Source organism: Sphingomonas sp. A2-49 (genome assembly GCF_025548555.1).
Taxonomy (GTDB): domain Bacteria; phylum Pseudomonadota; class Alphaproteobacteria; order Sphingomonadales; family Sphingomonadaceae; genus Sphingomonas.
The window spans coordinates 708,379-729,511 of the sequence record NZ_JAJLPA010000001.1 but is presented as its reverse complement, the minus strand read 5'-3'; the positions used below and the strand labels follow the sequence as shown (position 1 = coordinate 729,511).

Here is a 21,133-nt window from a genome sequence, read left to right as displayed (position 1 = left end):
TCACGGGCGCCCGCGCCGAAGCGCCTCCAGCGTCTGCGCATAGGGCCGCTGGCCCGAGATCGAGAGCCACAGTCCGAACAGCGTCATCGGCACCGCGACCGCGACCAGCGAATAGCCGAGCTTGGCCGGGTCGCCGAAGACATGGTCGGTGACCAGCGCGACCAGCATCGGGCCTAGGCCGATGCCGACCAGCCCCGCCAGCAACAGATACACCGCGATCGCCTGGCCGCGCATGGTGTTGGTAAAGACGTCCTGCACGGCCGCCGGCGCCGCGGACTGCGCGATCGCGGTGCCGGTGACGAGCACCGCCAGCAGCGCGAAGCACGGGATCGCGCTCGGCATCAGCGGCCAGAACGACGCCGATGGCACGATCAGCATCCAGCCCACCAGCGTCACCCGGAACCGCGCCGCGGGCTTGCCCTGCGCGAGCCAGCGATCGCTCAGCGCGCCGCTGGCCAGCGTGCCGGTCAGCCCCGCCGCCGCGACGATGATCCCCAGCGTGACGCCGACCTGCGCGATCGGCAGCCCGAAGCGGCGCTCGAAATAGGCCGGCGCCCAGGCGAGCATGCCATAGCCGATCGCCGCGATCAGCGCCGGATAGGTCAGCAGTCGCCAGAACGTCGCCCGATGCTCGCGGAGATAGGCGAGGAAGTCGCCGATCGACGCACGCGCGATGCCCTGCGTCTCGTGGCGTTCGGGTTCGCGGACCAGCAACAGCAGCAGGACCAGCGGCAGGCCGGGCAGCCCGGCGAGGATGAACGTCGTCCGCCACGGCGTCAGCACCAGCGCGCCGACCTGCAGCCCTGCGGCCGGCAGCATGTGCAGGATCATGCCGCCGAGCAGCAGCGACGCGCCCGACCCGATCGCGAGCGAGACGTAATAGACGCTCAGCGCGCGACCCCGCCGCGCCGGCGCGACATAGTCGGCGATGATCGAATAGGCGGCGGGGGCAAGGACCGCTTCGCCCACGCCCACCCCGATCCGCGCGACCAGTAATTCGCCGAAGCTCGTCGCGAAGCCCGCAAACACCGTCATCGCGCTCCATACGACGACACCGAACAGGATCAGGTTGCGCCGGTTCGCGCGGTCGACCAGCCGCCCGAACGGCAGCCCCATCGCGGTATAGACCAGCGCGAACGCATAGCCCTGCAACAGGCTGAACTGCGTATCCGTGATCCCGAACTCGCCCTTCAGCGGCTTCACGAGCAGCGCCGGCAGCTGGCGATCGAGCTGCGAGAAGAGCGTGACGATCCACAGGATGGCGATGACCGCCCAGGCCTTGCGCATCGACGGGAAGCCCCGGATGCCGCCCGGACCGGGGTTCATCGGGCGACGAGTCGCGTCGTTACCCTCGCTGAACGGCATTCGGCTTCCTCTCTCCGGCTTTTGCCGCTGGTAACGCGTTCGGACGTCGTATTCTAGGGTCCGAATATCATTCTTGTCGAAGATCGGCTTTGAGACTACGCCGCGCCAAACGACGCCACCAGCGCCGGCCATGGCCGGGCGGCTTCCTATTGGGAGAGTTTCGATGCGGAAGTCCATTCATCGCCTGCTGTGCGCCGGCGCTGTCAGCGCCCTTTTCCCGGCGGCGCTTCATGCCCAGGGCGTGCCGGGCACCCCGCCGGCGGCGCAGGCTTCGCCGAAGGCCATCCCGGGTTCGCCTGAGTCCGCGTCGGCTTCACAGGAGCCCGCAAGCGAAGGGCTGGCCGATATCGTCGTCACCGCCCAGCGCCGCGAAGAACGGCTGCAGAACGTGCCGGTCGCGGTGACGGCGTTCGGCGCGGCGGCGCTGGAAACGCGCCAGATCGGCGATATCACCTCGCTGGCCGCGAACGTTCCCGCCGTCACCTTCACGGCGACGCCGTACGGCAGCAACGATCTCATCCTCGCGATTCGCGGCGTTTCGCCCGGCGGTGTCCTTCCTAACGTCGATCCGGCGGTCGGCGTCTATGTCGACGGAGTCTATTACGCGCGCTCGCAGGGCAGCAACTTCGCACTGGTCGATCTCGCCTCGGTCGAGGTGCTGCGCGGGCCGCAGGGTACGCTGTTCGGCCGCAACACGATTGCGGGCGCGCTCAACATCACGACTGCCAAGCCCAAATATACGACCGAAGGGTCGATGAAGCTGGCCTATGGCAACTACGACGCACTGGGTGTCACCGCCGTCGCCAACGTGCCGATCGTGGACGACAGGCTCGCTGCGCGCGTCGTGTATGTCCATGCCCAGCATGACGGCTATGGCTATGACCGCACGACGCGCGACCGGGTCGCGGACCAGAACGACGACTATGTCCGCGCCAGCCTGCGCGCCGATCTCGCCGACGACCTGCGCGTCGACCTCAGCGCCGATTATTACGACGGCAAGAACCACCAGCCCCTGTGGGTACTGAACTATTTCGATGCCGCTCTCTCGCCCGCCAATCTGGCGCCGTATGTCGTGCCCCACGGGTCGCGGATCACGTATGGCGGCATCAACCCGCTGAATCATTCGAAGATCTATGACCTGTCGGGGACAATCACCGGCAAGATTGGCGACGTTACCTATAAATCGATCACCGCCTATCGCCATCTGGCGTTCGAGGGGGCGTCCGATCTGGATGCGACGCCGATCGCCAATGCTGATGTGGGCATCTTCACGCTCGACGGGCATCAGGTCTCGCAGGAACTGCAGCTGCTCGGCAACGCGTTCCGCGACAAGCTCGCTTGGGTGACCGGCGCCTATTATTTCCGCGAACAGATGCACAATTCGCCGATCACCCATGTCGGCGCGGCGATCCAAGACAATACGATCAACCCGGACAATGAGTCGATGAGCGTCTTCGCGCAGCTCACCTATGAACTGCTGCCGCGGTTCCGTCTGACCGGCGGGCTTCGTTACGTCCACGACGCGCGCGAGATGGTCTACACACCGACCCGCTACGCGGTGGGCGCGCCCTATGCGCTGGTCGCGTCGCCGCCGGCATCCGCGATCACCCCGGCGGCGTGCCCGTTCACCGCCATCGGCCTGAATCAGGCGCCCGGCGGTTGCGCGTACCGGCCCGCGCCGATCACGTTCAACTACGTGCCCTTCACTGTCGGCGTCGATTACCGGCTGCCGACGGACGGGCTGCTCTACGCCAAATATGCCAAGGGTTTCCGCTCGGGCGGGTTCCAGCAGGCGAGCGGCACCACCGCGGCCTTCTACACGCCGTTCGGCGCCGAGCGGGTGTCAAGCTGGGAGGCGGGGGCCAAGATCGGTCTGTTCGCAAAGCGACTCCGGCTGGGCGTCGCGGGCTATTATACGACCTATTCCGATATCCAGCAGAACGCCGTCTTGCAGGCGCAGCCGATCATCATCACCACGATCAACGCGGGCAAGGCAGAGATCTATGGCGGTGAGTTCGAGGCCGAAGCGCTGCTCGGCAGGTTGCGGCTGAACGGGTCGCTCGGCCTCATCCATCCGAAATTCACCGGCGGGCCGTTCGTCGGATCGCAGGTCCCGACGGTCGCCAAGACGACGTTCAGCCTGGGTGGCGATCTTCCCGTCGCGGTGGGCGAATCCGGCACCGTGAAGTTGCATCTCGATTATACCCATCAGTCGAAGGTGTATTTCCTGAACACGGCGCGCGTCACTGCCACGGGGACGGTGCCGTACAGCGATTTCCAGATCGCGTCGGTCACCCAGCGCGGATACGGACTGCTGAACGCGCAGATCGCTTTTGACCTGAAGGCGCTTCCGGTCACCATTGCGATCTACGGCAAAAACCTGACCGACGAATATTATGCCGGCCGTTCGGGGTCGTTCTACGGCGCGAACTACAATTCCAGCGTGATCGGCGCGCCGCGCACCTTCGGCGTCAGCGGTACGTACCGCCTCTAAATGTTGTGAACAGATACGCCGATATTGACTTGGAATTGCGAAGCGCGCACGTCTCGAGGCTGGAAAGGCGGAGCCGCTTGCCGGGACAGGCACGGGGTTGCTGCCGGGGATATCAGAAAGGACTCTTCGATGCTCATCGATCTGCACGCCCACGCACCGCTGCCCGGCTATTACAACCAGCATGATCACTGGGGCCCGTTCTTCGAAAAGTGCGACGATGGCGACATCCGCCTGCGCGTCGGCGACTGGGTCCTGACGCTCGGCTCGCCGGAGCGCAAGGCGGCGGTCAAGGCCGGCAAGGCGCCCTCGCTCGAGGAGTATTTCGCCAGCTGGTCCGATCCCAAGCGGCGGCTCGCCAACATGGACGCTGCCGGCCAGGACGCCCAGTGCCTGTCGGTGCCGTCGCATTGCTACATGTACTGGACCGAGCCGGAATTCTCGGTGCCCTATGCGCGCACCGTCAACGACGCGCTCGCCGAATATTGCGCAGGGGGCGACAACCGTCTGTACGCCTGGGCGCACGCGCCGCTGAACGTCCCCGAGGAAGCCGCCAAGGAGCTGCGCCGGTCGGTCAAGGAACACGGCTTTCTGGGCCTCAACGCGGGCGGCGCCAATTTCGGCGGTCTGGAGTTCGACGATCCCGCGTTCGATCCGGTCTGGGCGGCGCTGTGCGACCTCGACCTGCCGATGTTCGTCCACGGCTACAACCAGTCGGTGTCGTGGGGCGCCAAGGCGAACGACGACAAATACGAGACGACCGCGATCGTCGGCATGCAATATGACGAGACGCGGTGCTTCTGGTACATGGTCAATGGCGGCGTGTTCGATCGCTTCCCCGACCTGAAGGTCTACATCACCCATGGCGGCGGCTACGTCCCCTACCAGCTGGGTCGCCTGAACCAGACCAACAAGAATCTCGACACGACCTACAACAAGAAGGAACTGATCGAGTATCTGCCGAACTTCTACTTCGATCTGGAACTGCACGAAGTCATCATGCGCCAGGCCGTGCTCGACCTGATCGGTGCCGACCGCCTGGTCTACGGCACCAACTTCGGCGGCAGCGACGCGGTCCGCCACGACCTGACCGAGGGCCTGCGTATCTCCGACGACGATCTGCAGAAGATCCGATACAAGAACGCGGTCGAGCTGTGCAATCTCGACGTCGCCAAGATCGGGCGGGCGCGTACGGCCGTCGCCGCCTGATGCGTATCGCACGGGCCACCAATGGTGGCGCGCCGTTCTGGGGCGTGGTGGATGCGACCGCATCCACCATCCGTCCCATCGCGGGTGTGTTCGCGGACTGGGCGCCGGCGGTGACGCGCGGTGAAGGCGAGGCGGCCTTGGCGTTCACCGGCGGGACCATGCCGCTCCACCGCGTCACGCTGCTGCCACCGATCGAGCGCACCGCCCGGGTGATGATCGCCGGGGTGAACTACACCAAGCATATCGCCGAATTCGGCGTCGCACCGCCGGCCCAGCCTTTCGCGTTCCTGAAGGCGTACCGCGCGCTGACCGGGCCGTTCGATGCGATCCGCTGGCCGGCGCTGACCAACGAACTCGACCACGAGGTCGAGCTCGTCGCGGTGATCGGCGCGGAACAAGTGGACCGCGACGATCCGCTGTCGAGCGTGCTCGGCTACACCATCGGCAACGACGTCAGTTCGCGGGACCTGCAGCGCAGCGGCCCCGTGGGCGTCGGCATGGATTTGCTCGCCGCCAAGAGCCAGGACGCGACGACGCCGGTCGGCCCGTGGATCGTCACCCACGACGAATTCCCCGCCGGGTCGCCGTCGCTGAAGATGACGCTGACGGTCGACGGCGACGTCCGCCAGTCGGCTTCCAGCGGCGACATGACATGGGGGGTCGACGCGCTGATCCGCTTCATCGACGCGCGTACCAGCTTCGACTGCGGCGACATCCTGTTCACCGGTTCGCCCGAGGGCGTCGGCCAGGGGACCGGACGCTACCTCAACCCCGGCGAGGTCATGGAAACGACGATCGAGGGCATCGGCACGCTGCGCAACGTCATCGGCCAGCGCCCCTGAAGCGCGCGCCTGACGCGGCGGCGGCCCCCAAACCGCCGCCGCTTCCGTCCCTCAGTCCTTCACCAGCAGCAGCGCGCCGCCCAGCGGACCGCCGCCGGCCGCACAGGCGGCGACGTCGTGCTTCGCGATCTGCCGGTTGCCCGCGCGCCCCCACAATTGCATGCACGCCTCATGGACATAGCCCAGCCCGTGCGTCCGGCCGCCGGACAGCTGGCCGCCATTGGTGTTGAGCGGCAGTTCCCCGGTCAGGCCGATCCGCGTGCCGCCCTCCACGAACCGTCCGCCCTCGCCGCGAGGGCATAGCCCGAGGCCCTCCAGCCACATCAGCGTCAGGATCGAGAAGCCGTCGTATAGCTGCGCCGTGTCGACGTCGGCCGGCGTATAGTCGGTGCGCGACCACAGCATGTCGCCGACGTTGCGCGTCGCCATCTCGGTCAGCGAGATCTGGTCCCACGACCAGGGCTGCGACAGCGCGGAGCCGATCGCCTCGACCCGGATGGGCGGGTTCGGCCCGTCGCGCGCCGCATCGGCGCGCGAGACGATGATCGCGGTGGAGGCGTCGCAGTGCACGTCGCAGTCGAGCAGCCGCAGCGGCGTCGAGATCATCCGCGACGCCAGATAATCGTCGATCGTGATCGGCTTGCGATAGATCGCCTTCGGGTTCAGCGCCGCGTGCGACCGCAGCGTCACCGGGATCCAGCCGAGCTGTTCCGACGTCGTGCCGTATTCGTGGAAATGGCGCTGCGCGTACATCGCGATCAGGTTGATCGCCGAGCGCACGTCGAACGGTGTGTACCATTGCCAGAAATAGCTGCTGTCGCGCCCCTGGGTCTTGTTCGACAGCGACGAGACGGTGCGGTCGACCTTGCGCGCGCTCGATTCGGTGATCGTCCGGAAGACGAGCACGTGGCGGCAGACGCCCGACGCCACCGCCATCACCGCATGGATGACCGCCGCCAGCGGGCCGGGTGCCTCATAGCCGCCGCCGAACCAGCTCGTCTCGATGCCCAGCACCGTCTTGAGCGCCAGCGGGCCGACCGGCGAGAACGGGTTGCCGTTGTCGTTGTCGCCCGGCCAGCACGCGACGCCGTCGATGTCGGCGCTGGTCAGGCCGGCGTCGCGCATCGCCTCCAGCGCCGCGTCCACGGTCAGCTGCATCGCCGAGCGCGACGACGGCCGGGCGACCTCGGACTGGCCGATCCCGGTGATGGCGGCGCCGATCGGCAGCATCAGGCGTCCTTTTCGAACAGGGGCAGCCAGACGTCGTCGCATGGCAGGAAGGTGACGCGGACCGGCATGTCGATCGCCACCTGATCGGGTGCGCAGCCGACGATATTGGTCGCGAAGCGCAGGCCGGGCTGCTCGACCAGCTCGACGATCGCCACGACATAGGGCTCGGCGAGTTCGGGGGTCCACGCCTGTATGTTGATCGTGAAAGTGGCGACGGTGCCGCGTCCCGATACCGGTTCGGGACCGACCTCGACCGCGTTGCACCGAGGGCATACCGGGGCCGGCGGGTGGAACCACGCCTCGCACGACCGGCAGCGATAGATGAGCAGTTCGCCGCGCTCGCCGCCCTGCCAGAACGCGCGGTTCTCGGCCGTCAACATCGGAAGCTTGCGTGGCATCGTGGTACGTCCCCTGCCTTTCTCGTGAGGCCATGACGTGCGGCGACCGGCAATGGCATTCCCATATCAGAACGATGCGCTGTGACAAGATTGCAATGGCCGATCGGCCGCGCTAGGTTGGCCGATAGGCCGAGCATGCGGCGTCGGGGGATGACCAGCGTGGCCGGGGCCTATCGAACGGGGATGACGGCGGGGCCGGGCGTGCGGTCCGAAGCGGCACAGGCCGAACGCCCGATCGGGCGCGGCGCATGGTATGCCCTGGCGATCCTGACGCTCATCTACACGCTGCATTCGGTCGATCGATCGGTGATGTCGATCGTCATCGAGCCGATCAAGAGCGAGTTCCACCTGAACGATTCGCATCTCGGCGTGCTGACCGGGCTCGCATTCGGGCTGACCTATGCGATCGCCGGGCTGCCCTTGGGCTATCTGATCGACCGGACCGATCGCCGCCGGCTGCTGTCGCTCCTCGTGGCGATATGGAGCGGATGCACCGCGTTGTGCGGGCTCGCGCAGAGCTATGCCACGCTGGTTGCGGCGCGCCTCGCGGTGGGTTTCACCGAAGCGGGCGGCGCCCCCACCGCGCTGTCGATGATCGGCGACCTGTTTCCACCGCGCCGCCATTCTACCGCCATCGCGATCTTCTGGGCCAGTACCGCACTCGGCACCGCGACCAGCTTCATCCTCGGCAGCATCATCGTCGTGCATCATGGCTGGCGTGCGGCGTTCCTGATCGCGGGCGTTCCCGGGCTGGCGATCGCCGCGCTGCTGTTCTTCACCGTGCCCGAGCCGAGACGCGAGCGTCCGCAAGGCGACGGCACCGCGGCGCCGGCGCTCCGCGAGACGCTGCGCTACGTGCTGCGCCAGCCGCTGTTCGTCCATGTCTTCCTGGCGATGACGCTCAATTCGATGATGCTGTCGGGCGTGCTGGTATGGCAGGCGTCGTTCCTGATCCGCGTGCATCATCTGTCGCTGACCCAGGCCGGGCTGCTCGCCGGCGTCGCCGCCGGGATATTCGGCGGGGTCGGGTCGCTGATCGGCGGACCGATGGGCGACCGCGTCTTCGAACGCGCCGGGATCGGCGGGCTGCCGCTGGCGGCGGCCGGCACGACGCTGCTGTCGGTGGTGACCGGCATGGTCTTCCTCCTGACCGACAGCCTGGCGGCGTCGCTTGCCGGTCTGGTGGTCTTCGAACTGATCGCGCGTGCCTATACCGCGCCCGGTTACAGCGCGATCCTAGGCAGCGTCCAGCCGCAGATGCGCGGGATCAGCGTGTCTTCGCTGCAGATCGCGACCAATCTGATCGGCTATGGCCTCGGACCCTTCCTCGCCGGCGCGGTGAGCGACCGGGTCGGCGGCGGCGACGGCATCCGCTGGGGACTGGCGGCGCTCATGCTGACCGGTGCCTGGGGATGCCTGCACTTTATTCTGGCCTGGCGGGCGGGCGTGCGCTCGCCGGCCGACATGGGGGAAGCATTGTGAGACTCGTTACTTGGTCGAGCGCGGGCGTGCCGGCGCGGGCGGGGGCGCTGATCGACGGCGACACCCGCATCGTCGATCTCGCCGCCGCCTATGAAGCCGGGCATGGCGGCGCCGCGCCGGCGTCGCTGACCTCGATCCTGGGACTGATCGAAGGGGGCGCGGACGCGTCGGCCCAGGCGCGCGACATGCTCGTCGATCCCGCGCGTTCGGCGCTGGTCGCGCGCGACGCCGCGCACCTGCACGCGCCGCTCCAGCCGCCGCCGCAGCTGCGCGACTTCTCGTGCTTCGAACAGCATCTGCGCAACAGCTTCGCCGCCGCCCGGCGTTTCAAGGTCCGCAAGGCCGACGATCCCGAAGCCGCCTATCGCGCGCTGGGCACCGCCGAGGAGGATGCGGTCCTCGACACGTTCAAGCGCCAGCCGATTTACTACAAGGCGAACCGCTTTTCGGTCGTCGGCGCGGACGACGACGTCATCTGGCCGTCCTATTCGCGCGCGATGGACTTCGAACTCGAATGGGCCTGCTACATCGCGCGCCCGGTCAAGGACGTGCAGGTCGAGGACGCGCGGTCGGCGATTTTCGGCTATACGATCTACAACGACTTCTCCGCCCGCGACGCGCAGGCGTGGGAGATGAGCGGCCAGCTCGGCCCGGCCAAGGGCAAGGATTTCGACACCGGCAACGTCATGGGCCCGTGCCTCGTCACCGCGGACGAGATCCCTGACCCCTATGACCTGACGATGATCGCGCGCGTCAACGGCGAGGAATGGGGACGCGGCACGACGCGCGACATGGGCTGGACCTTCGAACAGGTCATCGCGCACGTCTCGCGGTCCGAGACGCTCCATCCCGGCGAGGCGCTGGGGTCGGGTACGGTCGGCACCGGGTGCGGGCTGGAGCAGATGCGCTACCTCAAGCCCGACGACGTCGTCGAGCTCGAGGTCGAACGGATCGGGATCCTGCGCAGCCGCCTGATCCGGCCCTGACCCCCGCCGCGCTCCCCGCACTGGGGAGCGCGGCGGGGGTTACGCCGCCAGTCCCTCGATCTCGAAGATCTGGCCGTCCAGTTCGCGCGGGTCGATGCGGATCAGCGGCCCGCCGCCGACCGCGTCGCTTTCGGGCACCCATTGGAACGCGATGCCCTGTTCCTTCAGTTGATCGGCCTTCGCGGCGAGGTCGAACGCGCCGAGACGGATGAAATAGGGCCCCGGCCCCCAGCTGTTGAGATAGAGCCCGGCCGGGCTGTCCCACCGCGTCGGCTCGACGATGTCGAGGGCCGCGCTGTGGCCGATCGTGAACCCCATCCGCGCCCGCCGATACCCTTCGCCAGGCAGCGTATCGACCTGCTCGGGCTCCCAGTCGAGATTGTCGCGCAGCTTGCCGATCGTGAAGTCCAGGTCGCGGACCAGAAAGCCGCGTGCGGTCACGCGAAGAAGCTCGCCCGGCGCGGGGTTGGCGACGCGCGGCGGCGGGACGTCGAACACCTCGGCCGGCATCTGCGTCGGCTCCAGCGGAATGAACTCGATGCACAGCCCGCCGTCGACCGACGGGTCGTACGCGAGATCCTCGGGCGTCACCCCCAGCCAGAGCCGGTCGAACGGCATCTCCGGGGTGCGCTGCGCCAGCCGGAAGCGCAGCTTGCGGTCGTGCAGCCGCTCGATCAGCGCCTCCATCTTCTCGCGCCAGGCGACAAGCACGACCGAATGCGTGAGCATCGGGCGATGGCGGCCCTGGAAGCGTTCCAGCCCCTTCAGATGATCGTGGAACAGCGGGTCGCCGGGGTTCGGACGGTCGAGATGCACCTGCGGCTCGATCCGCGTCGGGGCGATCGCGAGCGACTTCTGCACGCGCAGGAAATGGGCGATGTACGGGTGGTTGTCGAACGCCTGCCGCCATTTGGGATGGCTGTGGATGCCGAGCTTCGACACCAGCAGGTCGGTCATCGCGTCGGGATCCGGCACCATCATGTCTGCGCTCAGCAGCATCTCGAACTTGGACATCTCGCTCTCCTGCAAATCGATCGTCGTCGCACGACATTTTCGCGTCGGCGGCTGCTAGCACCTATCTAATATCAGATGAAAGTCCTATATTCAGACGAAATAACGTAAGGAAGATCGGGCGGCGACCCGACCATGCGCGGGGGGAGGGGCCTGATGATCCGGACGATGGACCATTTCACGATCGTGACCGATCGGCTGGAGGAAACGCGCAGTTTCTACGCCGCGCTGGGGCTTGTCGATGGCCCGCGGCCCGATTTCGGCGTCGACGGCGCGTGGCTGTACGCCGGCGACCGTCCGGTTCTGCATGTCGTGGCGGTGGACCGGCTGCCCGAACCGCGGCGCGGCGTGCTCGATCATATGGCGTTCGCCGCCGAGGGGCTGTGCGACGCCATCGCCACGCTGCGCGATCGGGGTGCGCCGTATCGCCTGCTGCGCACGCCGCGCCCGTTCTCGCGCTGGCAAGTGTTCGCGCAGGATCCGAACGGCGCGGAGGTCGAGCTCGATTTCGACATCGGCGAGACGCCGCCCGACGACTGGAAGACCATGGCGGCGGCGCGCTGACATGCCGATCGGGTTGAAAACCGGCGGATCGGCGCCGCTGCGCGCGGGGTTCGATGGCCTGCCCGCGGACACCCGCGGTGCGCTATGGCTGGTGGTGTCGGCGGTCATCTTCACCGCGATGACGTTGATGATCAAGCTGCTGCGCGGCTATCCGCCCCCGGTCCAGGCGCTCTACAGCCAGACGGCGGGGCTGATCCTATTCCTGCCGCTGATCCTGCGCAGCCGCGGCACCGTGCTCAGACTGTCCGGCGTCTGGATGCAGCTCGGCCGCTCGCTGTCCGCCGCGCTCGGCGTGACCCTGTCCTATTATGCGATCCAGCGGCTGCCGCTGGCGGACGCCAACGCCATATCCTTCACGCGCGGGCTGTGGATCGGTCCGCTGGCCGCGCTGGTGCTGCGCGACCGGGTGTCGCGCGCGACCTGGTTGGCGCTGGCGATCGGCTTTGGCGGCGTCCTGCTGATCGCCCGGCCGTCGACCGCGACGCCGATCGGCTGGGCCCATATCGCGGCGATCGCCTCGGCGTTCCTGCTCGCGCTCAGCGTGACCGGGATCAAGCTCCTCACGCGGCGCAACAGCGTCGCGACGATCATGGTCTGGTCGTCGATCCTCGGCGTGCTGCTCCTGCTCCCGTTCGCGCTCGACGGGTGGCGCTGGCCGACGGGGCTGGATTTCGGGTTGCTGGCGCTGCTGGGCACGCTCAGCGTGGGGACCACCGCGACCTATATCCACGGGATGTCGCTGGGCGACGCCGCGAAGCTCGCGTCGGTCGATTACGTCCGCCTGCCGATGGCGATCGCGGTCGGCTATCTCGCGTTCGGCGACGTGCCGGGGCTGTGGACCATGATCGGCTCCGCGGTCATCGTGACGACCGCGATCTGGGCGGCGATCGGCGCCTATCGCGCGCCGCCGCTCGAACCCGTCACCGCCTGAAGGAACCGCCATGCCCAGGATAGACCCCGTGCCGCTGGATGCCGTCCCGCCCGATCTCGCCGCCGCGATCGCGCGCGGGACCGAGACCCGCATGCTCGGCTCGACGCTGCCGGTGCAGATCTGGGCGCATCGGCCGAAGGTCGCGCTCGCCTGGCTCGCGACGATCGAGGAGATGCACAGCCACGGCGTGCTCGAACCGCGGCTTCGCGAACTCGTCCGCCTGAAGATCGCGAGCATCACGCGCTGCACCGCGTGCCAGGTCGCGCGCAAGTCGGACGCGGTCAGCGAAGCCGATATCGCGTGCCTCGACTGGGCCGATCCGCGCTTCTTGCCCGCCGAACAGGCCGCGCTGCATTATGCCGAGCTGTTCGCGGCGGACTATTTCGCGATCGACGAAGCCGTGTACGACGCGCTCGCCCGGCATTTCACCACCGCGCAGATCGTCGAGCTGAACCTGTTCGCCGCGCTGATGCTGGCAGGGGGCCGGATGACCTATGTCCAGCGCGGCTATGCCGAGGACGCGCCGGACGCGCCGATCGCGGCCGCCTAGAGCGCGCGCGCGATGATCTCCTTCATGATCTCCGACGTGCCGCCATAGATCCGGGCGACGCGCGCATCGACCCAGGCGCGCGCGATCTTGTATTCGCTCATGAAGCCATAGCCGCCGTGCAGCTGCAGGAACTGATCGAGCAGCCGGCCCTGCATCTCCGACCCGACCAGCTTGGCCATCGCCGCCTTCTCGCCGGTCAGCGTGCCCTCCATCACCTCGCGCAGGCATTCGTCGACGAACGCGCGCAGCATCGTCGCCTCGGCCTTCGACGCCGCCAGGCTGAACCGCGTGTTCTGGAAATCGAACACGGTCTGCGAAAAGACTTTGCGGCCGCGGGTATAGTCGATCGTCTCCTCCAGCAGCGCCTCGATCGACGCGGCGGCGCGGATCGCGATGATCAGCCGCTCCCAGGCGAGCTGGTGGGTCAGATAGGTGAAGCCCTTATTCTCCTCGCCCAGCCGGTTGGCGACCGGCACGCGGACCTCGTCGAAGAACAGCTCCGACGTGTCCTGGCCCTTCAGCCCGATCTTCTCGAGCCGATTGCCCTTGGTGAAACCGGGCGTGCCCTCCTCCACGCAGACCAGCGTCAGGTTGCGCTCGGCCGGGTCGGTCTTGCACGCGACCACCGCCATCCCCGAATTGAAGCCGTTGGTGATGAACGTCTTCGATCCGTTGATGACATAGTCGTCGCCGTCGCGCCGTACCGACGTGCGCATCGAACGCAGGTCGCTGCCGATCCCGGGCTCGCTCATCGCGATGACGCTGATCCGATCGCCGCTGATCATGCCGGGCAGCCAGCGCTGCTTCTGCTCCTCTGTGCCATACGCGACGATGTAGTTGGCGACGATCTCGCTGTGCGTCGTGAAGCCGATCGCGGTCGCGTTGGCGCGTGCGAGTTCCTCGATCAGCACTGCGGCATGGCCATAGTCGCCGCCCGCACCGCCATATTCCTCCGGCGCCATGACGCACAACAGGCCTTCCCGGCCGGCGTTGCGCCACACCGATTGCGGGACGAAGCCCTGATGCTCCCATTCGCTGTGGAACGGCACGATCTCGCGGTCAACGAAGCGACGGACCTGGTCGCGGAACATCTCGTGGTCGTCGCGGAATACGGTGCGCATCGCGCTGCCCCCTTTGGATCTGGTCTATCGGTTCTGGAAGTCGGCGGGCCGCTTTTCGAGGAACGCGTTGACCGCCTCCTCATGGTCGGCGGTATGGTGGGCGATCGCTTGGTACGCCGCCGACAGTTCGAGCAGGGGGCCGAGCTTCATGTCCTGCCCCTCGCGCAACAGCCGCTTGGCCAGCCGCAGCGCATGGCCCGGATTGCTCGCGATCCGCTGCGCGACGGCCTGGGCGCGCGCCAGCAGCTGGTCGCCCGGCACGACGTCGCTGACCAAGCCGTATTCCAGCGCCTGGGGCGCCTTGATCGCGTCGCCGGTGAGCGTCATCAGCGCCGCGCGGGCATTGCCGACGATCCGCGGCAACAGCCACGCGCCGCCATCGCCGGGGACGATCCCGAGCTTCACGAAGCTTTCCGCGAAGATCGCGCTTTCGGCCGCGATCCGGACGTCGCACATGCACGCCAGGTCCAGCCCGGCGCCGATCGCAGGCCCGTTGATCGCCGCGATCGTCGGCACTTCGAGCTCGTACAGCGCGAGCGGGATCTGCTGGATGCCGTCGCGGTAGCGGTTGCGCAGCGTATAGGGCGATCCTTCGAAGATGCCCGCCTTGTCGCGCATGTCCTTGACGTTGCCGCCGGCGCAGAACGCCGATCCGGCGCCGGTGACGATCACGACCTTCAGCGCCTGGTCGCGCGTCGCGTCGGCGCAGAAATCGCGGATTTCCTGGATATATTCGGGCCGGGAGATCGCGTTGCGCTCGTCGGGCCGGTTCAGCGTGACCGTCGCGATCGCGCCGTCGCGCTCGATCGTCAGAAATGGTGGCATGGCGTCGCGTCCCCCATCATGCCGGCGTCATCGCCGACGTCAGCTTCGGCCAATAGCCGCCGGCGCCCTGCGCGCACATCTCGCGGCCCAGCCGCTGCGCCCAAAAGGCCTGCGACCCGAACTCGCTGCGCCACGACCACAGCCGCCGCGTGGTGAAGTGCAGCGAATGTTCGTAGGTGAAGCCGATCGCGCCCAGCACGGCATGCGCGATCGCCGCCCCCTGTCCCGCCGCGTCGCTCGCGATCGTCTTGGCCGCCGCGATTCCCGAAACACATGGCGCGCGCTCGCTCGACGCGAACGCCAGCTCGGCGGCGGCGGACGCCAGCGCGGTCTGTTCCGCCAGCACCGCCAGCTGATGCTGGATCGCCTGGAACTTGCCGATCGGCCTGCCGAACTGCACGCGCTGGTTGGCATAGTCGATCGCGGTGTCGAGCAGGTGCGACAGCCCCCCCGCGATCTGCGCCGAGCGGATCATCGCGCCGCCCAGCAACAGCGTCTCGGTCGGCATCGCCGCCGGCAGCGTCGCGACCACCGCGGCGCGCGCGCCGGTGAAGACCAGAGTGTCGCGCGGCTCGCGCGCGGTGTTGAACGCCGGGACGACGGACGCGTCGGCGCAGGCCAGCAGGACCAGCGTGCGCCCGTCGCCGACCGCGGTCAGCACATGGCCGGCCTGCCGGCCCCACGCGACGCCGTCGAGCGTCCCGGTGAAGCGGTCGCCGTCGAGCGTCCCGTCGCCGATGGCGAGCGTCGCGGCGCCGGGTGCGACGTCGGCGCCCGCCAGCCCCATTAGCCAGTTCACCAGGATCGTCTCGGCCAGCGGCAGCGGCGCCACGAACCGGCCGGCCGCGCGGACCAGCACGAACGCGTCGTGCCAGCTTCCGCCGACCCCGCCGCGTTCCTCGGGCGCGGCGGCGATCGCCAGTCCGTTCTCGGTGATCGCATCCCACAAATCGGCGGGCCATTCGCCCCGCTCGGCGGCGGCCAGGCTTTCGGGCGTCACGTAATAGCCGAGCACGCGGCCGACGGTTTCCTCGAACATCGCCTGCATCAGCGCACTCCCAGCCCGCGCGCGAGGATCCCGCGCAGGATCTCGCGGGTCCCGCCACGTAGTGAAAAGGACGGCGCGAGCTGGGTCAGATACGCCAGCACCTGCGCATGATCGCTGCCGCTGTCGACGCGCGGTTCGGTCGCGTCGAGCAGCTGCGCCACCTCGGGCAGCTCCTGTTCCAGCGCGGTGCCGACATCCTTGACGCACGACGCCGCCCAGGCGGGGTCCTCGCCGGCATCCAGCTGTGCGGTCACCGACAGCGACATCGCCCTGAGCGCCATCAGCCGCGCGGTGATCCGCCCGATCTGGAACGCCTGCAACGCATCGGGCTCGGGCCCGACCTGGTCGATCAGCGTGTGCATCAGCGCCATCGAGCTCAGGAAGCGTTCGGGCCCGCTGCGCTCGAACGCCAGTTCCGCCATCACCTGCTGCCAGCCCTGGCCCTCGACCCCGATCAGCGCCGAACGGTCGAGCGCGACGTCGTCGAAGAACACCTCGTTGAAATGCTCGCCGCCGCTCAGATCGCGGATCGGGCGGACGGTGACGCCCGGCGCGTGCAGGTCGATCAGGAATTGCGACATGCCGCCGTGGCGGTCGTCGCTGCCGCCGCCCTCGGTGCGGATCAGCGCGATCATCACGTCCGAGCGGTGGGCGTTGGTCGTCCAGACCTTGCGGCCGTTCAGCCGCCACCCGGTGCCCTTGGCCACCGCGCGGCTGCCGATCGACGCCAGGTCCGACCCGGAATTAGGTTCGCTCATCCCGATGCAGAAATAGCTTTCGCCGCGGACGATCGCGGGAATGTAGAGGTCCTGCTGCTCTTGGGTGCCGTAGCGCAGCAACAGCGGTGCGCTCTGCCGATCGGCGATCCAGTGCGCCGACACCGGCGCACCCGCCGCGAGCAGTTCCTCGCTTACGACGTAGCGCGCGAAGGCGCTGCCGCCGCGGCCGCCGAACCGTTCCGGCATAGTCAGGCCGATCAGTCCCGCTTCGCCCAATTTACGGCTGAACGCGGCGTCGTACCCCAGCCAGCTGTCGGCGCGCACGACCGGCGCTATGCCCTCCATCTCGCGCGCCAGAAACGCCCGGATTTCCTGGCGCAACAGCTCGGCGTCCGAGGGAACCGCCGCATAGGCGAAATCGGTTAGGCGCATCGCGTCGCACTCGCGGCCGGCCGCCGGTCGGCGAGCTCTATACGATGCGACGCCGCATGGATTGCATGGTTCGTTTTCAAACCCTCGCCCGTCTATATCTTATATCAGAATGGCATTCTCAATATAGGTATCGCGGGGGGTTCGTCCACTCTTTTATCGCCGGCGGCCGTCTTCGCAGGCCCCAGCCCGGCAGGTGTCGGGGGCTAAACGAGGATCGCGGCGAGGCGCGGCGCGAGATCGCGCATCGTGGCCCCCAGTTCCTCTAGCGCCGCGTCGTCGAGCTGGTTGCGGAACATGATTGCGACCAACGTGAAGCACAGATTGCCGCCGCGGTCGTCGATCGGCACGGCGAGGCTCATCACCCCGCGCGAGAAATAGCCCTCGTCGATCGCCCAGCCGATTTCCTCGGCGCGTTCGACCTGCTCCCAATATTCCTCGAAGCTCAGCGGACGCTGCCACCGGAGCGTCTTGAACATCGACCGCAGCTTGGCGTTGGTCAGGTCCAGGCGCGGCGCGAACAACCGCCCGGTCGCGCCCATCATCATCGGCAGCCGCTGGCCCTCGGCCATCTCGATGCGCACGTCGGTCGGGCTCGGGATGCTCTTGATCAGCACAATGCGGTCGGGCGCGACGCGCTTCCACAACGCCATCGTGACGCTGTACCGCGACGCCAGGTCGGCGATGTGCGGCGCCGCCGCGGCGACGCGCTGTCCGACGGTCAGGAAATTTTCCACCAGCCGGGTCAGGCCGATGCCCGTCGAATAGGTCTTCGACAGGGGGTCGAACTCGACGATGTCCTCCAGCACCAGCGTGCGCAGGATGTTGAAGCAGGTGCTCGCGTTGATCGACAGCGATCGCGCGATCGTGATCGCGCGCGACGGGCTGCCCGATTCGCTCAGATACCGCATGATCCGGATGGCGTTGACGACCGGCTTGACCACCACCGTCTTGCTCGATTCGCCGTCGACCCGTGCCGCTTCGGACGCGTCGTCCTCCGGATCGATGTCCACATCCAGGTCCAGCGCTGCGTCCTGATCGTCGCTATGGCTCACGATACTGCTTTCCGGATCCGCATTGTGCTCACAATTCAACGAAAGCGAATGGCCTAACCCAAGCCTTGGCGACGCACAATGGCACCGACGGGGACGGGGGGCGGCGTTTCGACTTTTAAGGAATGCGCTCGATCAGCGTGGCGGTGCCCAGCCCGCCGTTGCAGCAGATCGCCTGCAGCGCGTAGCGGCCTTCGCGCCGTTCCAGTTCGTTCAGCATCGTCGCCATGATCCGGGTGCCCGTCGCGCCCAGCGGATGGCCGAGCGCGATCGCGCCGCCGTTGACGTTCAGCCGGTCGTGGCCGACGCCGATTTCCTTCATCCACGCGATCGGCACCGTGGCGAACGCCTCGTTCACTTCGAACAGGTCGATATCGTCGGCGCGCAGCCCGGTGCGCGCGAGCAGCTTGCGGGTGGCGTCGATCGGCCCGGTCAGCGTCAGTTCGGGGTCCGATCCGACCGTCACCGTCGCGACGATCCGCGCCCGCGGCTTGACTCCCAACCGCGCCGCGGCCTCGGCCGACATCAGCAGCACCGCCGACGCGCCGTCGCAGATCTGCGACGCGTTGCCCGCAGTGACGCGACCATTTTCGCGAAAGCTCGTCTTCAGCGTCGCGAGCTTCTCGCGGCTGGTGTCGCGGCGGATCGTCTCGTCGCCGCGCAGCACGTCCAGCCCGCTCTCGGCGCCGCGTTCCTGGACGCTGGCCAGCGGTATCGGCACGATCTCGTGGTCGAAATAACCGGCGTCGGCGGCCGATGCCGCGCGCCGGTGGCTTTCGATCGCGAAATCGTCGCAGGCGTTCCGGGTGACGCCGTACAGGTCGGCGATGCGTTCTGCGGCCTCGCCCTGGGGCACCAGGTCATAGGCGTCGGTCACCATCCAGCCGAACGCCTCGCCGTGCAGGTCGCGGTTGCTGCCCATCGGGACGCGCGTCATCGCTTCTGCGCCGCCGGCGACGACGACGTCGGTCGCCCCCATCGTGATCGATCCCGCCGCGACGTGCACCGCCGCCTCGGCCGACCCGCATTTGCGGTCGATCGTCATGCCCGGGATGCTGCTCGGCCAGCCCGCGCCCAGCAAGGCGGTGCGCGCGATATTGGCGGATTGCTCGCCGATCTGGGTGACGCAACCGAAGACGACGTCGTCGACGTCGTCGGGCCGGATGCCGGCGCGCTTGACCAGTGCGTCGATCAGCAGCGCGCCCATATGATCCGCCCGGACATGCTTCAGGCTGCCGCGGAACCGCCCGATCGGCGTCCGCGCGGCGTCGACGATGACGATCTCGGTCACAACACGCCCGCCTTCAGCCCGGAGCCGGGGATCTTGTCGGCGCCATCATATTCATAGACCCCGGCGCCGGTCTTGCGGCCATGCCGGCCGGCGGCGACCATCTTGATGATCAGCGGGCAGGGGCGGAATTTCTCGCCCAGCGTCTGGTGCAGATAGCGCAGCACCGACAGCCGCGTGTCCCAGCCGGTGACGTCGCCCAGTTCGAGCGGCCCCAGCGGATGGTTGAAGCCCATGCGGTGCGCGGTATCGATGTCCTCGGCGGTCGCGGTGCCCTCCATCAGCATGTACATCGCCTCGTTGCCGAGCAACGCCGACATCCGGCTTGTGGTCAGCCCCGGCGCCTCGTTGACGACGATCGAGGTCTTGCCGATCGCGTCGCAATAGCTGCGCGTCGCCGCCAGCGTCTCGGCACTCGTCTGCAGCCCGCGCACCAGCTCGACGAGCTTCATCTTGTGGACCGGATTGAAGAAATGCATGCCGACCACGCGCGTCGGGTCGGCGGTGCCGCGCGCGATCTCGGTCACGCTCAGCGCCGACGTGTTGGTCGCCAGGATGCCGCCCGCGGCCAGGACCGGCTCGGCCTCGCGGATCACCGCCAGCTTGACCGCCAGCTGCTCGGATACCGTCTCGACGAACAGCGCGGCCCCGCTCGCCGCTTCCTCCACCGTTGTCGCGACGTCCAGATTGGCCTTTGCCGCCGCCCCGGCCTCGGCCGTCAGCTTGCCCAGTTTCACGCCGCCGTCAATGATCGCGTCGATCGCCGTGCGTGCGCGGTCCAGCGCGGCGCCGTCGATGTCGGCCAAGATCGTCGGAAAGCCCGCGGCGGCGAACGCGTGCGCGATACCGGTGCCCATGAGCCCGGCACCGGCAACGGCGACCCTGCGGTTGCGGTTCAACGTCATATTAAAGTCCTCCCCGTGGATCTCGATCCACCTGCCGGACTCGTCGCCGCTCGCTCCGCGCTTGTCAATTCTGTTTGTAGAACGGCGCTCTCGCTGAAGAATAAATGGTTACGGGGTTCAGAGGAATATCGCCAGGTTCGGCATGCCCAGCACCGCCTGGTCCAGGATCGTCTCGCGTGAGACCAGCTCGAACCGCTCGCCCAGGTCGCGGACGATGTCGTGGCGCTCGCCGCTCATCACCGCCAGCTTCGACTGTTCGAACCGGCTTCGCGTCAGCAGGAAATAGCCGCGCACCTTGTATTCGTCCGCGGTCGCGGTGGTCTCGACGCGGATATTGGTGACCAGCCGGCGCGTGCGCGAGGGGGGGTCCTCGGCGAACGCGCTGTTGCCGTTCAGGCGCTTCACGCGCGCCTTGATCGTGTTGTAGCTCTCGTCGAAATGCATGACCGACCGGTCGATCGACTTGTCGTGGTCGGCGAGCAGCCGCGTCAGTCGCTGCGGCGCGGTATAGCGCAGGTCGGTCGCCAGCCAGTCGGTCCAGTCCGCGAAGCGCAGCTCGTCTAGCATCTCGGCTTCGTGATAATAGGTCTCGAGCAGGCGGTTGTAGAGCGGGGAACCGATCGGAACGCGCCGCGCAGCGGGCGCCTCGACGGTTTCCGGCTCGGCGACGGCGGACAATGTGGTCAT

The 21,133-nt window shown here is 67.8% G+C and carries 20 protein-coding genes; 8 read left to right on the top strand and 12 right to left on the bottom strand.

Features of this window, described 5'->3' with window-relative positions; all coding sequences use genetic code 11:
• Entirely contained in the window at positions 1 to 1,365 is a 1,365-nt protein-coding gene (locus LPN01_RS03490; RefSeq protein ID WP_262826942.1) for an MFS transporter, read from the bottom strand.
• Between the two features lie 163 nt (positions 1,366 to 1,528).
• Between LPN01_RS03490 and LPN01_RS03485 the strand changes: the two genes are divergently transcribed.
• The 3 genes from LPN01_RS03485 (at position 1,529) to LPN01_RS03475 (ending at position 5,907) form a co-directional block, all read left to right on the top strand.
• Positions 1,529 to 3,859, top strand: coding sequence for a TonB-dependent receptor (locus LPN01_RS03485; RefSeq protein ID WP_262826941.1), 2,331 nt, complete (start codon positions 1,529 to 1,531; stop codon positions 3,857 to 3,859).
• A gap of 129 nt (positions 3,860 to 3,988) precedes the next feature.
• Positions 3,989 to 5,065, top strand: a complete 1,077-nt coding sequence (locus LPN01_RS03480; protein WP_262826940.1) for an amidohydrolase family protein — start codon at positions 3,989 to 3,991, stop codon at positions 5,063 to 5,065.
• On the top strand, positions 5,065 to 5,907 hold the full coding sequence (locus LPN01_RS03475) for a fumarylacetoacetate hydrolase family protein (RefSeq protein WP_262826939.1): 843 nt from the start codon (positions 5,065 to 5,067) through the stop codon (positions 5,905 to 5,907). Before LPN01_RS03480 ends, LPN01_RS03475 begins: the two co-directional genes overlap by 1 nt.
• 51 nt (positions 5,908 to 5,958) lie before the next feature.
• Here the strand turns inward: LPN01_RS03475 and LPN01_RS03470 are convergent, their stop codons facing one another.
• Entirely contained in the window at positions 5,959 to 7,137 is a 1,179-nt protein-coding gene (locus LPN01_RS03470) for a thiolase family protein (RefSeq protein ID WP_262826938.1), read from the bottom strand.
• Complete coding sequence (locus tag LPN01_RS03465) at positions 7,137 to 7,535, bottom strand: Zn-ribbon domain-containing OB-fold protein (protein ID WP_262826937.1); 399 nt, start codon at positions 7,533 to 7,535, stop codon at positions 7,137 to 7,139. Before LPN01_RS03465 ends, LPN01_RS03470 begins: the two co-directional genes overlap by 1 nt.
• 150 nt (positions 7,536 to 7,685) lie before the next feature.
• Here LPN01_RS03465 and LPN01_RS03460 point away from each other — a divergent pair, with 150 nt between their 5' ends.
• Entirely contained in the window at positions 7,686 to 9,017 is a 1,332-nt protein-coding gene (locus tag LPN01_RS03460) for a spinster family MFS transporter (RefSeq protein ID WP_262826936.1), read from the top strand.
• A complete protein-coding gene (locus LPN01_RS03455) occupies positions 9,014 to 10,003 on the top strand; it encodes a fumarylacetoacetate hydrolase family protein (RefSeq protein ID WP_262826935.1) in 990 nt (329 codons plus the stop codon). The genes LPN01_RS03460 and LPN01_RS03455 overlap by 4 nt, the downstream gene beginning before the upstream one ends.
• Before the next feature lie 39 nt (positions 10,004 to 10,042).
• Here the strand turns inward: LPN01_RS03455 and LPN01_RS03450 are convergent, their stop codons facing one another.
• Positions 10,043 to 11,017 (bottom strand): hypothetical protein, encoded by a 975-nt coding sequence (locus tag LPN01_RS03450; protein ID WP_262826934.1) that lies wholly within the window; start codon positions 11,015 to 11,017, stop codon positions 10,043 to 10,045.
• 153 nt (positions 11,018 to 11,170) lie between these two features.
• Between LPN01_RS03450 and LPN01_RS03445 the strand changes: the two genes are divergently transcribed.
• The 3 genes from LPN01_RS03445 to LPN01_RS03435 are packed head-to-tail and all read left to right on the top strand — an operon-like array spanning position 11,171 to position 13,059.
• The gene (locus LPN01_RS03445) at positions 11,171 to 11,578 is read left to right on the top strand and encodes a VOC family protein (RefSeq protein WP_262826933.1); all 408 of its coding nucleotides are present in this window, start codon (positions 11,171 to 11,173) and stop codon (positions 11,576 to 11,578) included.
• Position 11,579: 1 nt separating this feature from the next.
• Positions 11,580 to 12,509: a DMT family transporter gene (locus LPN01_RS03440; RefSeq protein ID WP_262826932.1), complete on the top strand. Its 930-nt coding sequence runs from the start codon at positions 11,580 to 11,582 to the stop codon at positions 12,507 to 12,509.
• 10 nt (positions 12,510 to 12,519) lie between these two features.
• Positions 12,520 to 13,059, top strand: coding sequence for a carboxymuconolactone decarboxylase family protein (locus LPN01_RS03435; RefSeq protein ID WP_262826931.1), 540 nt, complete (start codon positions 12,520 to 12,522; stop codon positions 13,057 to 13,059).
• Here the strand turns inward: LPN01_RS03435 and LPN01_RS03430 are convergent.
• The 8 genes from LPN01_RS03430 to LPN01_RS03395 form a co-directional block, all read right to left on the bottom strand.
• Positions 13,056 to 14,180 (bottom strand): acyl-CoA dehydrogenase family protein, encoded by a 1,125-nt coding sequence (locus LPN01_RS03430; protein ID WP_262826930.1) that lies wholly within the window; start codon positions 14,178 to 14,180, stop codon positions 13,056 to 13,058. The two genes, LPN01_RS03435 and LPN01_RS03430, sit on opposite strands and share 4 nt — an antisense overlap.
• A gap of 24 nt (positions 14,181 to 14,204) precedes the next feature.
• Positions 14,205 to 15,005, bottom strand: coding sequence for a crotonase/enoyl-CoA hydratase family protein (locus LPN01_RS03425; protein WP_262826929.1), 801 nt, complete (start codon positions 15,003 to 15,005; stop codon positions 14,205 to 14,207).
• A 16-nt stretch (positions 15,006 to 15,021) separates the two neighbouring features.
• Positions 15,022 to 16,053 (bottom strand): acyl-CoA dehydrogenase family protein, encoded by a 1,032-nt coding sequence (locus LPN01_RS03420; RefSeq protein WP_262826928.1) that lies wholly within the window; start codon positions 16,051 to 16,053, stop codon positions 15,022 to 15,024.
• A complete protein-coding gene (locus LPN01_RS03415; protein ID WP_262826927.1) occupies positions 16,053 to 17,204 on the bottom strand; it encodes an acyl-CoA dehydrogenase family protein in 1,152 nt (383 codons plus the stop codon). The genes LPN01_RS03420 and LPN01_RS03415 overlap by 1 nt, the downstream gene beginning before the upstream one ends.
• Positions 17,205 to 17,407: 203 nt before the next feature.
• Entirely contained in the window at positions 17,408 to 18,256 is an 849-nt protein-coding gene (locus LPN01_RS03410; protein ID WP_262826926.1) for an IclR family transcriptional regulator, read from the bottom strand.
• Positions 18,257 to 18,371: 115 nt separating this feature from the next.
• Positions 18,372 to 19,544 carry a thiolase family protein gene (locus LPN01_RS03405; RefSeq protein ID WP_262826925.1) on the bottom strand — a complete coding sequence of 391 codons (1,173 nt, stop codon included), beginning with the start codon at positions 19,542 to 19,544 and terminating at the stop codon, positions 18,372 to 18,374.
• The gene (locus LPN01_RS03400; protein WP_262826924.1) at positions 19,541 to 20,446 is read right to left on the bottom strand and encodes a 3-hydroxyacyl-CoA dehydrogenase; all 906 of its coding nucleotides are present in this window, start codon (positions 20,444 to 20,446) and stop codon (positions 19,541 to 19,543) included. The genes LPN01_RS03405 and LPN01_RS03400 overlap by 4 nt, the downstream gene beginning before the upstream one ends.
• Before the next feature lie 117 nt (positions 20,447 to 20,563).
• Positions 20,564 to 21,133, bottom strand: coding sequence for an aromatic-ring-hydroxylating dioxygenase subunit beta (locus LPN01_RS03395; RefSeq protein ID WP_262826923.1), 570 nt, complete (start codon positions 21,131 to 21,133; stop codon positions 20,564 to 20,566).

Excerpts from the sequence above, each read along its gene's own strand:
- LPN01_RS03490 (WP_262826942.1), bottom strand. The coding sequence starts at position 1,365 with ATGCCGTTCAGCGAGGGTAACGACGCGACTCGTCGCCCGATGAACCCC.
- LPN01_RS03485 (WP_262826941.1), top strand. The coding sequence starts at position 1,529 with ATGCGGAAGTCCATTCATCGCCTGCTGTGCGCCGGCGCTGTCAGCGCC.
- LPN01_RS03480 (WP_262826940.1), top strand. The coding sequence starts at position 3,989 with ATGCTCATCGATCTGCACGCCCACGCACCGCTGCCCGGCTATTACAAC.
- LPN01_RS03475 (WP_262826939.1), top strand. The coding sequence starts at position 5,065 with ATGCGTATCGCACGGGCCACCAATGGTGGCGCGCCGTTCTGGGGCGTG.
- LPN01_RS03470 (WP_262826938.1), bottom strand. The coding sequence starts at position 7,137 with ATGCTGCCGATCGGCGCCGCCATCACCGGGATCGGCCAGTCCGAGGTC.
- LPN01_RS03465 (WP_262826937.1), bottom strand. The coding sequence starts at position 7,535 with ATGCCACGCAAGCTTCCGATGTTGACGGCCGAGAACCGCGCGTTCTGG.
- LPN01_RS03460 (WP_262826936.1), top strand. The coding sequence starts at position 7,686 with ATGACCAGCGTGGCCGGGGCCTATCGAACGGGGATGACGGCGGGGCCG.
- LPN01_RS03450 (WP_262826934.1), bottom strand. The coding sequence starts at position 11,017 with ATGTCCAAGTTCGAGATGCTGCTGAGCGCAGACATGATGGTGCCGGAT.
- LPN01_RS03445 (WP_262826933.1), top strand. The coding sequence starts at position 11,171 with ATGATCCGGACGATGGACCATTTCACGATCGTGACCGATCGGCTGGAG.
- LPN01_RS03440 (WP_262826932.1), top strand. The coding sequence starts at position 11,580 with ATGCCGATCGGGTTGAAAACCGGCGGATCGGCGCCGCTGCGCGCGGGG.
- LPN01_RS03435 (WP_262826931.1), top strand. The coding sequence starts at position 12,520 with ATGCCCAGGATAGACCCCGTGCCGCTGGATGCCGTCCCGCCCGATCTC.
- LPN01_RS03430 (WP_262826930.1), bottom strand. The coding sequence starts at position 14,180 with ATGCGCACCGTATTCCGCGACGACCACGAGATGTTCCGCGACCAGGTC.
- LPN01_RS03425 (WP_262826929.1), bottom strand. The coding sequence starts at position 15,005 with ATGCCACCATTTCTGACGATCGAGCGCGACGGCGCGATCGCGACGGTC.
- LPN01_RS03420 (WP_262826928.1), bottom strand. The coding sequence starts at position 16,053 with ATGCAGGCGATGTTCGAGGAAACCGTCGGCCGCGTGCTCGGCTATTAC.
- LPN01_RS03415 (WP_262826927.1), bottom strand. The coding sequence starts at position 17,204 with ATGCGCCTAACCGATTTCGCCTATGCGGCGGTTCCCTCGGACGCCGAG.
- LPN01_RS03400 (WP_262826924.1), bottom strand. The coding sequence starts at position 20,446 with ATGACGTTGAACCGCAACCGCAGGGTCGCCGTTGCCGGTGCCGGGCTC.
- LPN01_RS03395 (WP_262826923.1), bottom strand. The coding sequence starts at position 21,133 with ATGACCACATTGTCCGCCGTCGCCGAGCCGGAAACCGTCGAGGCGCCC.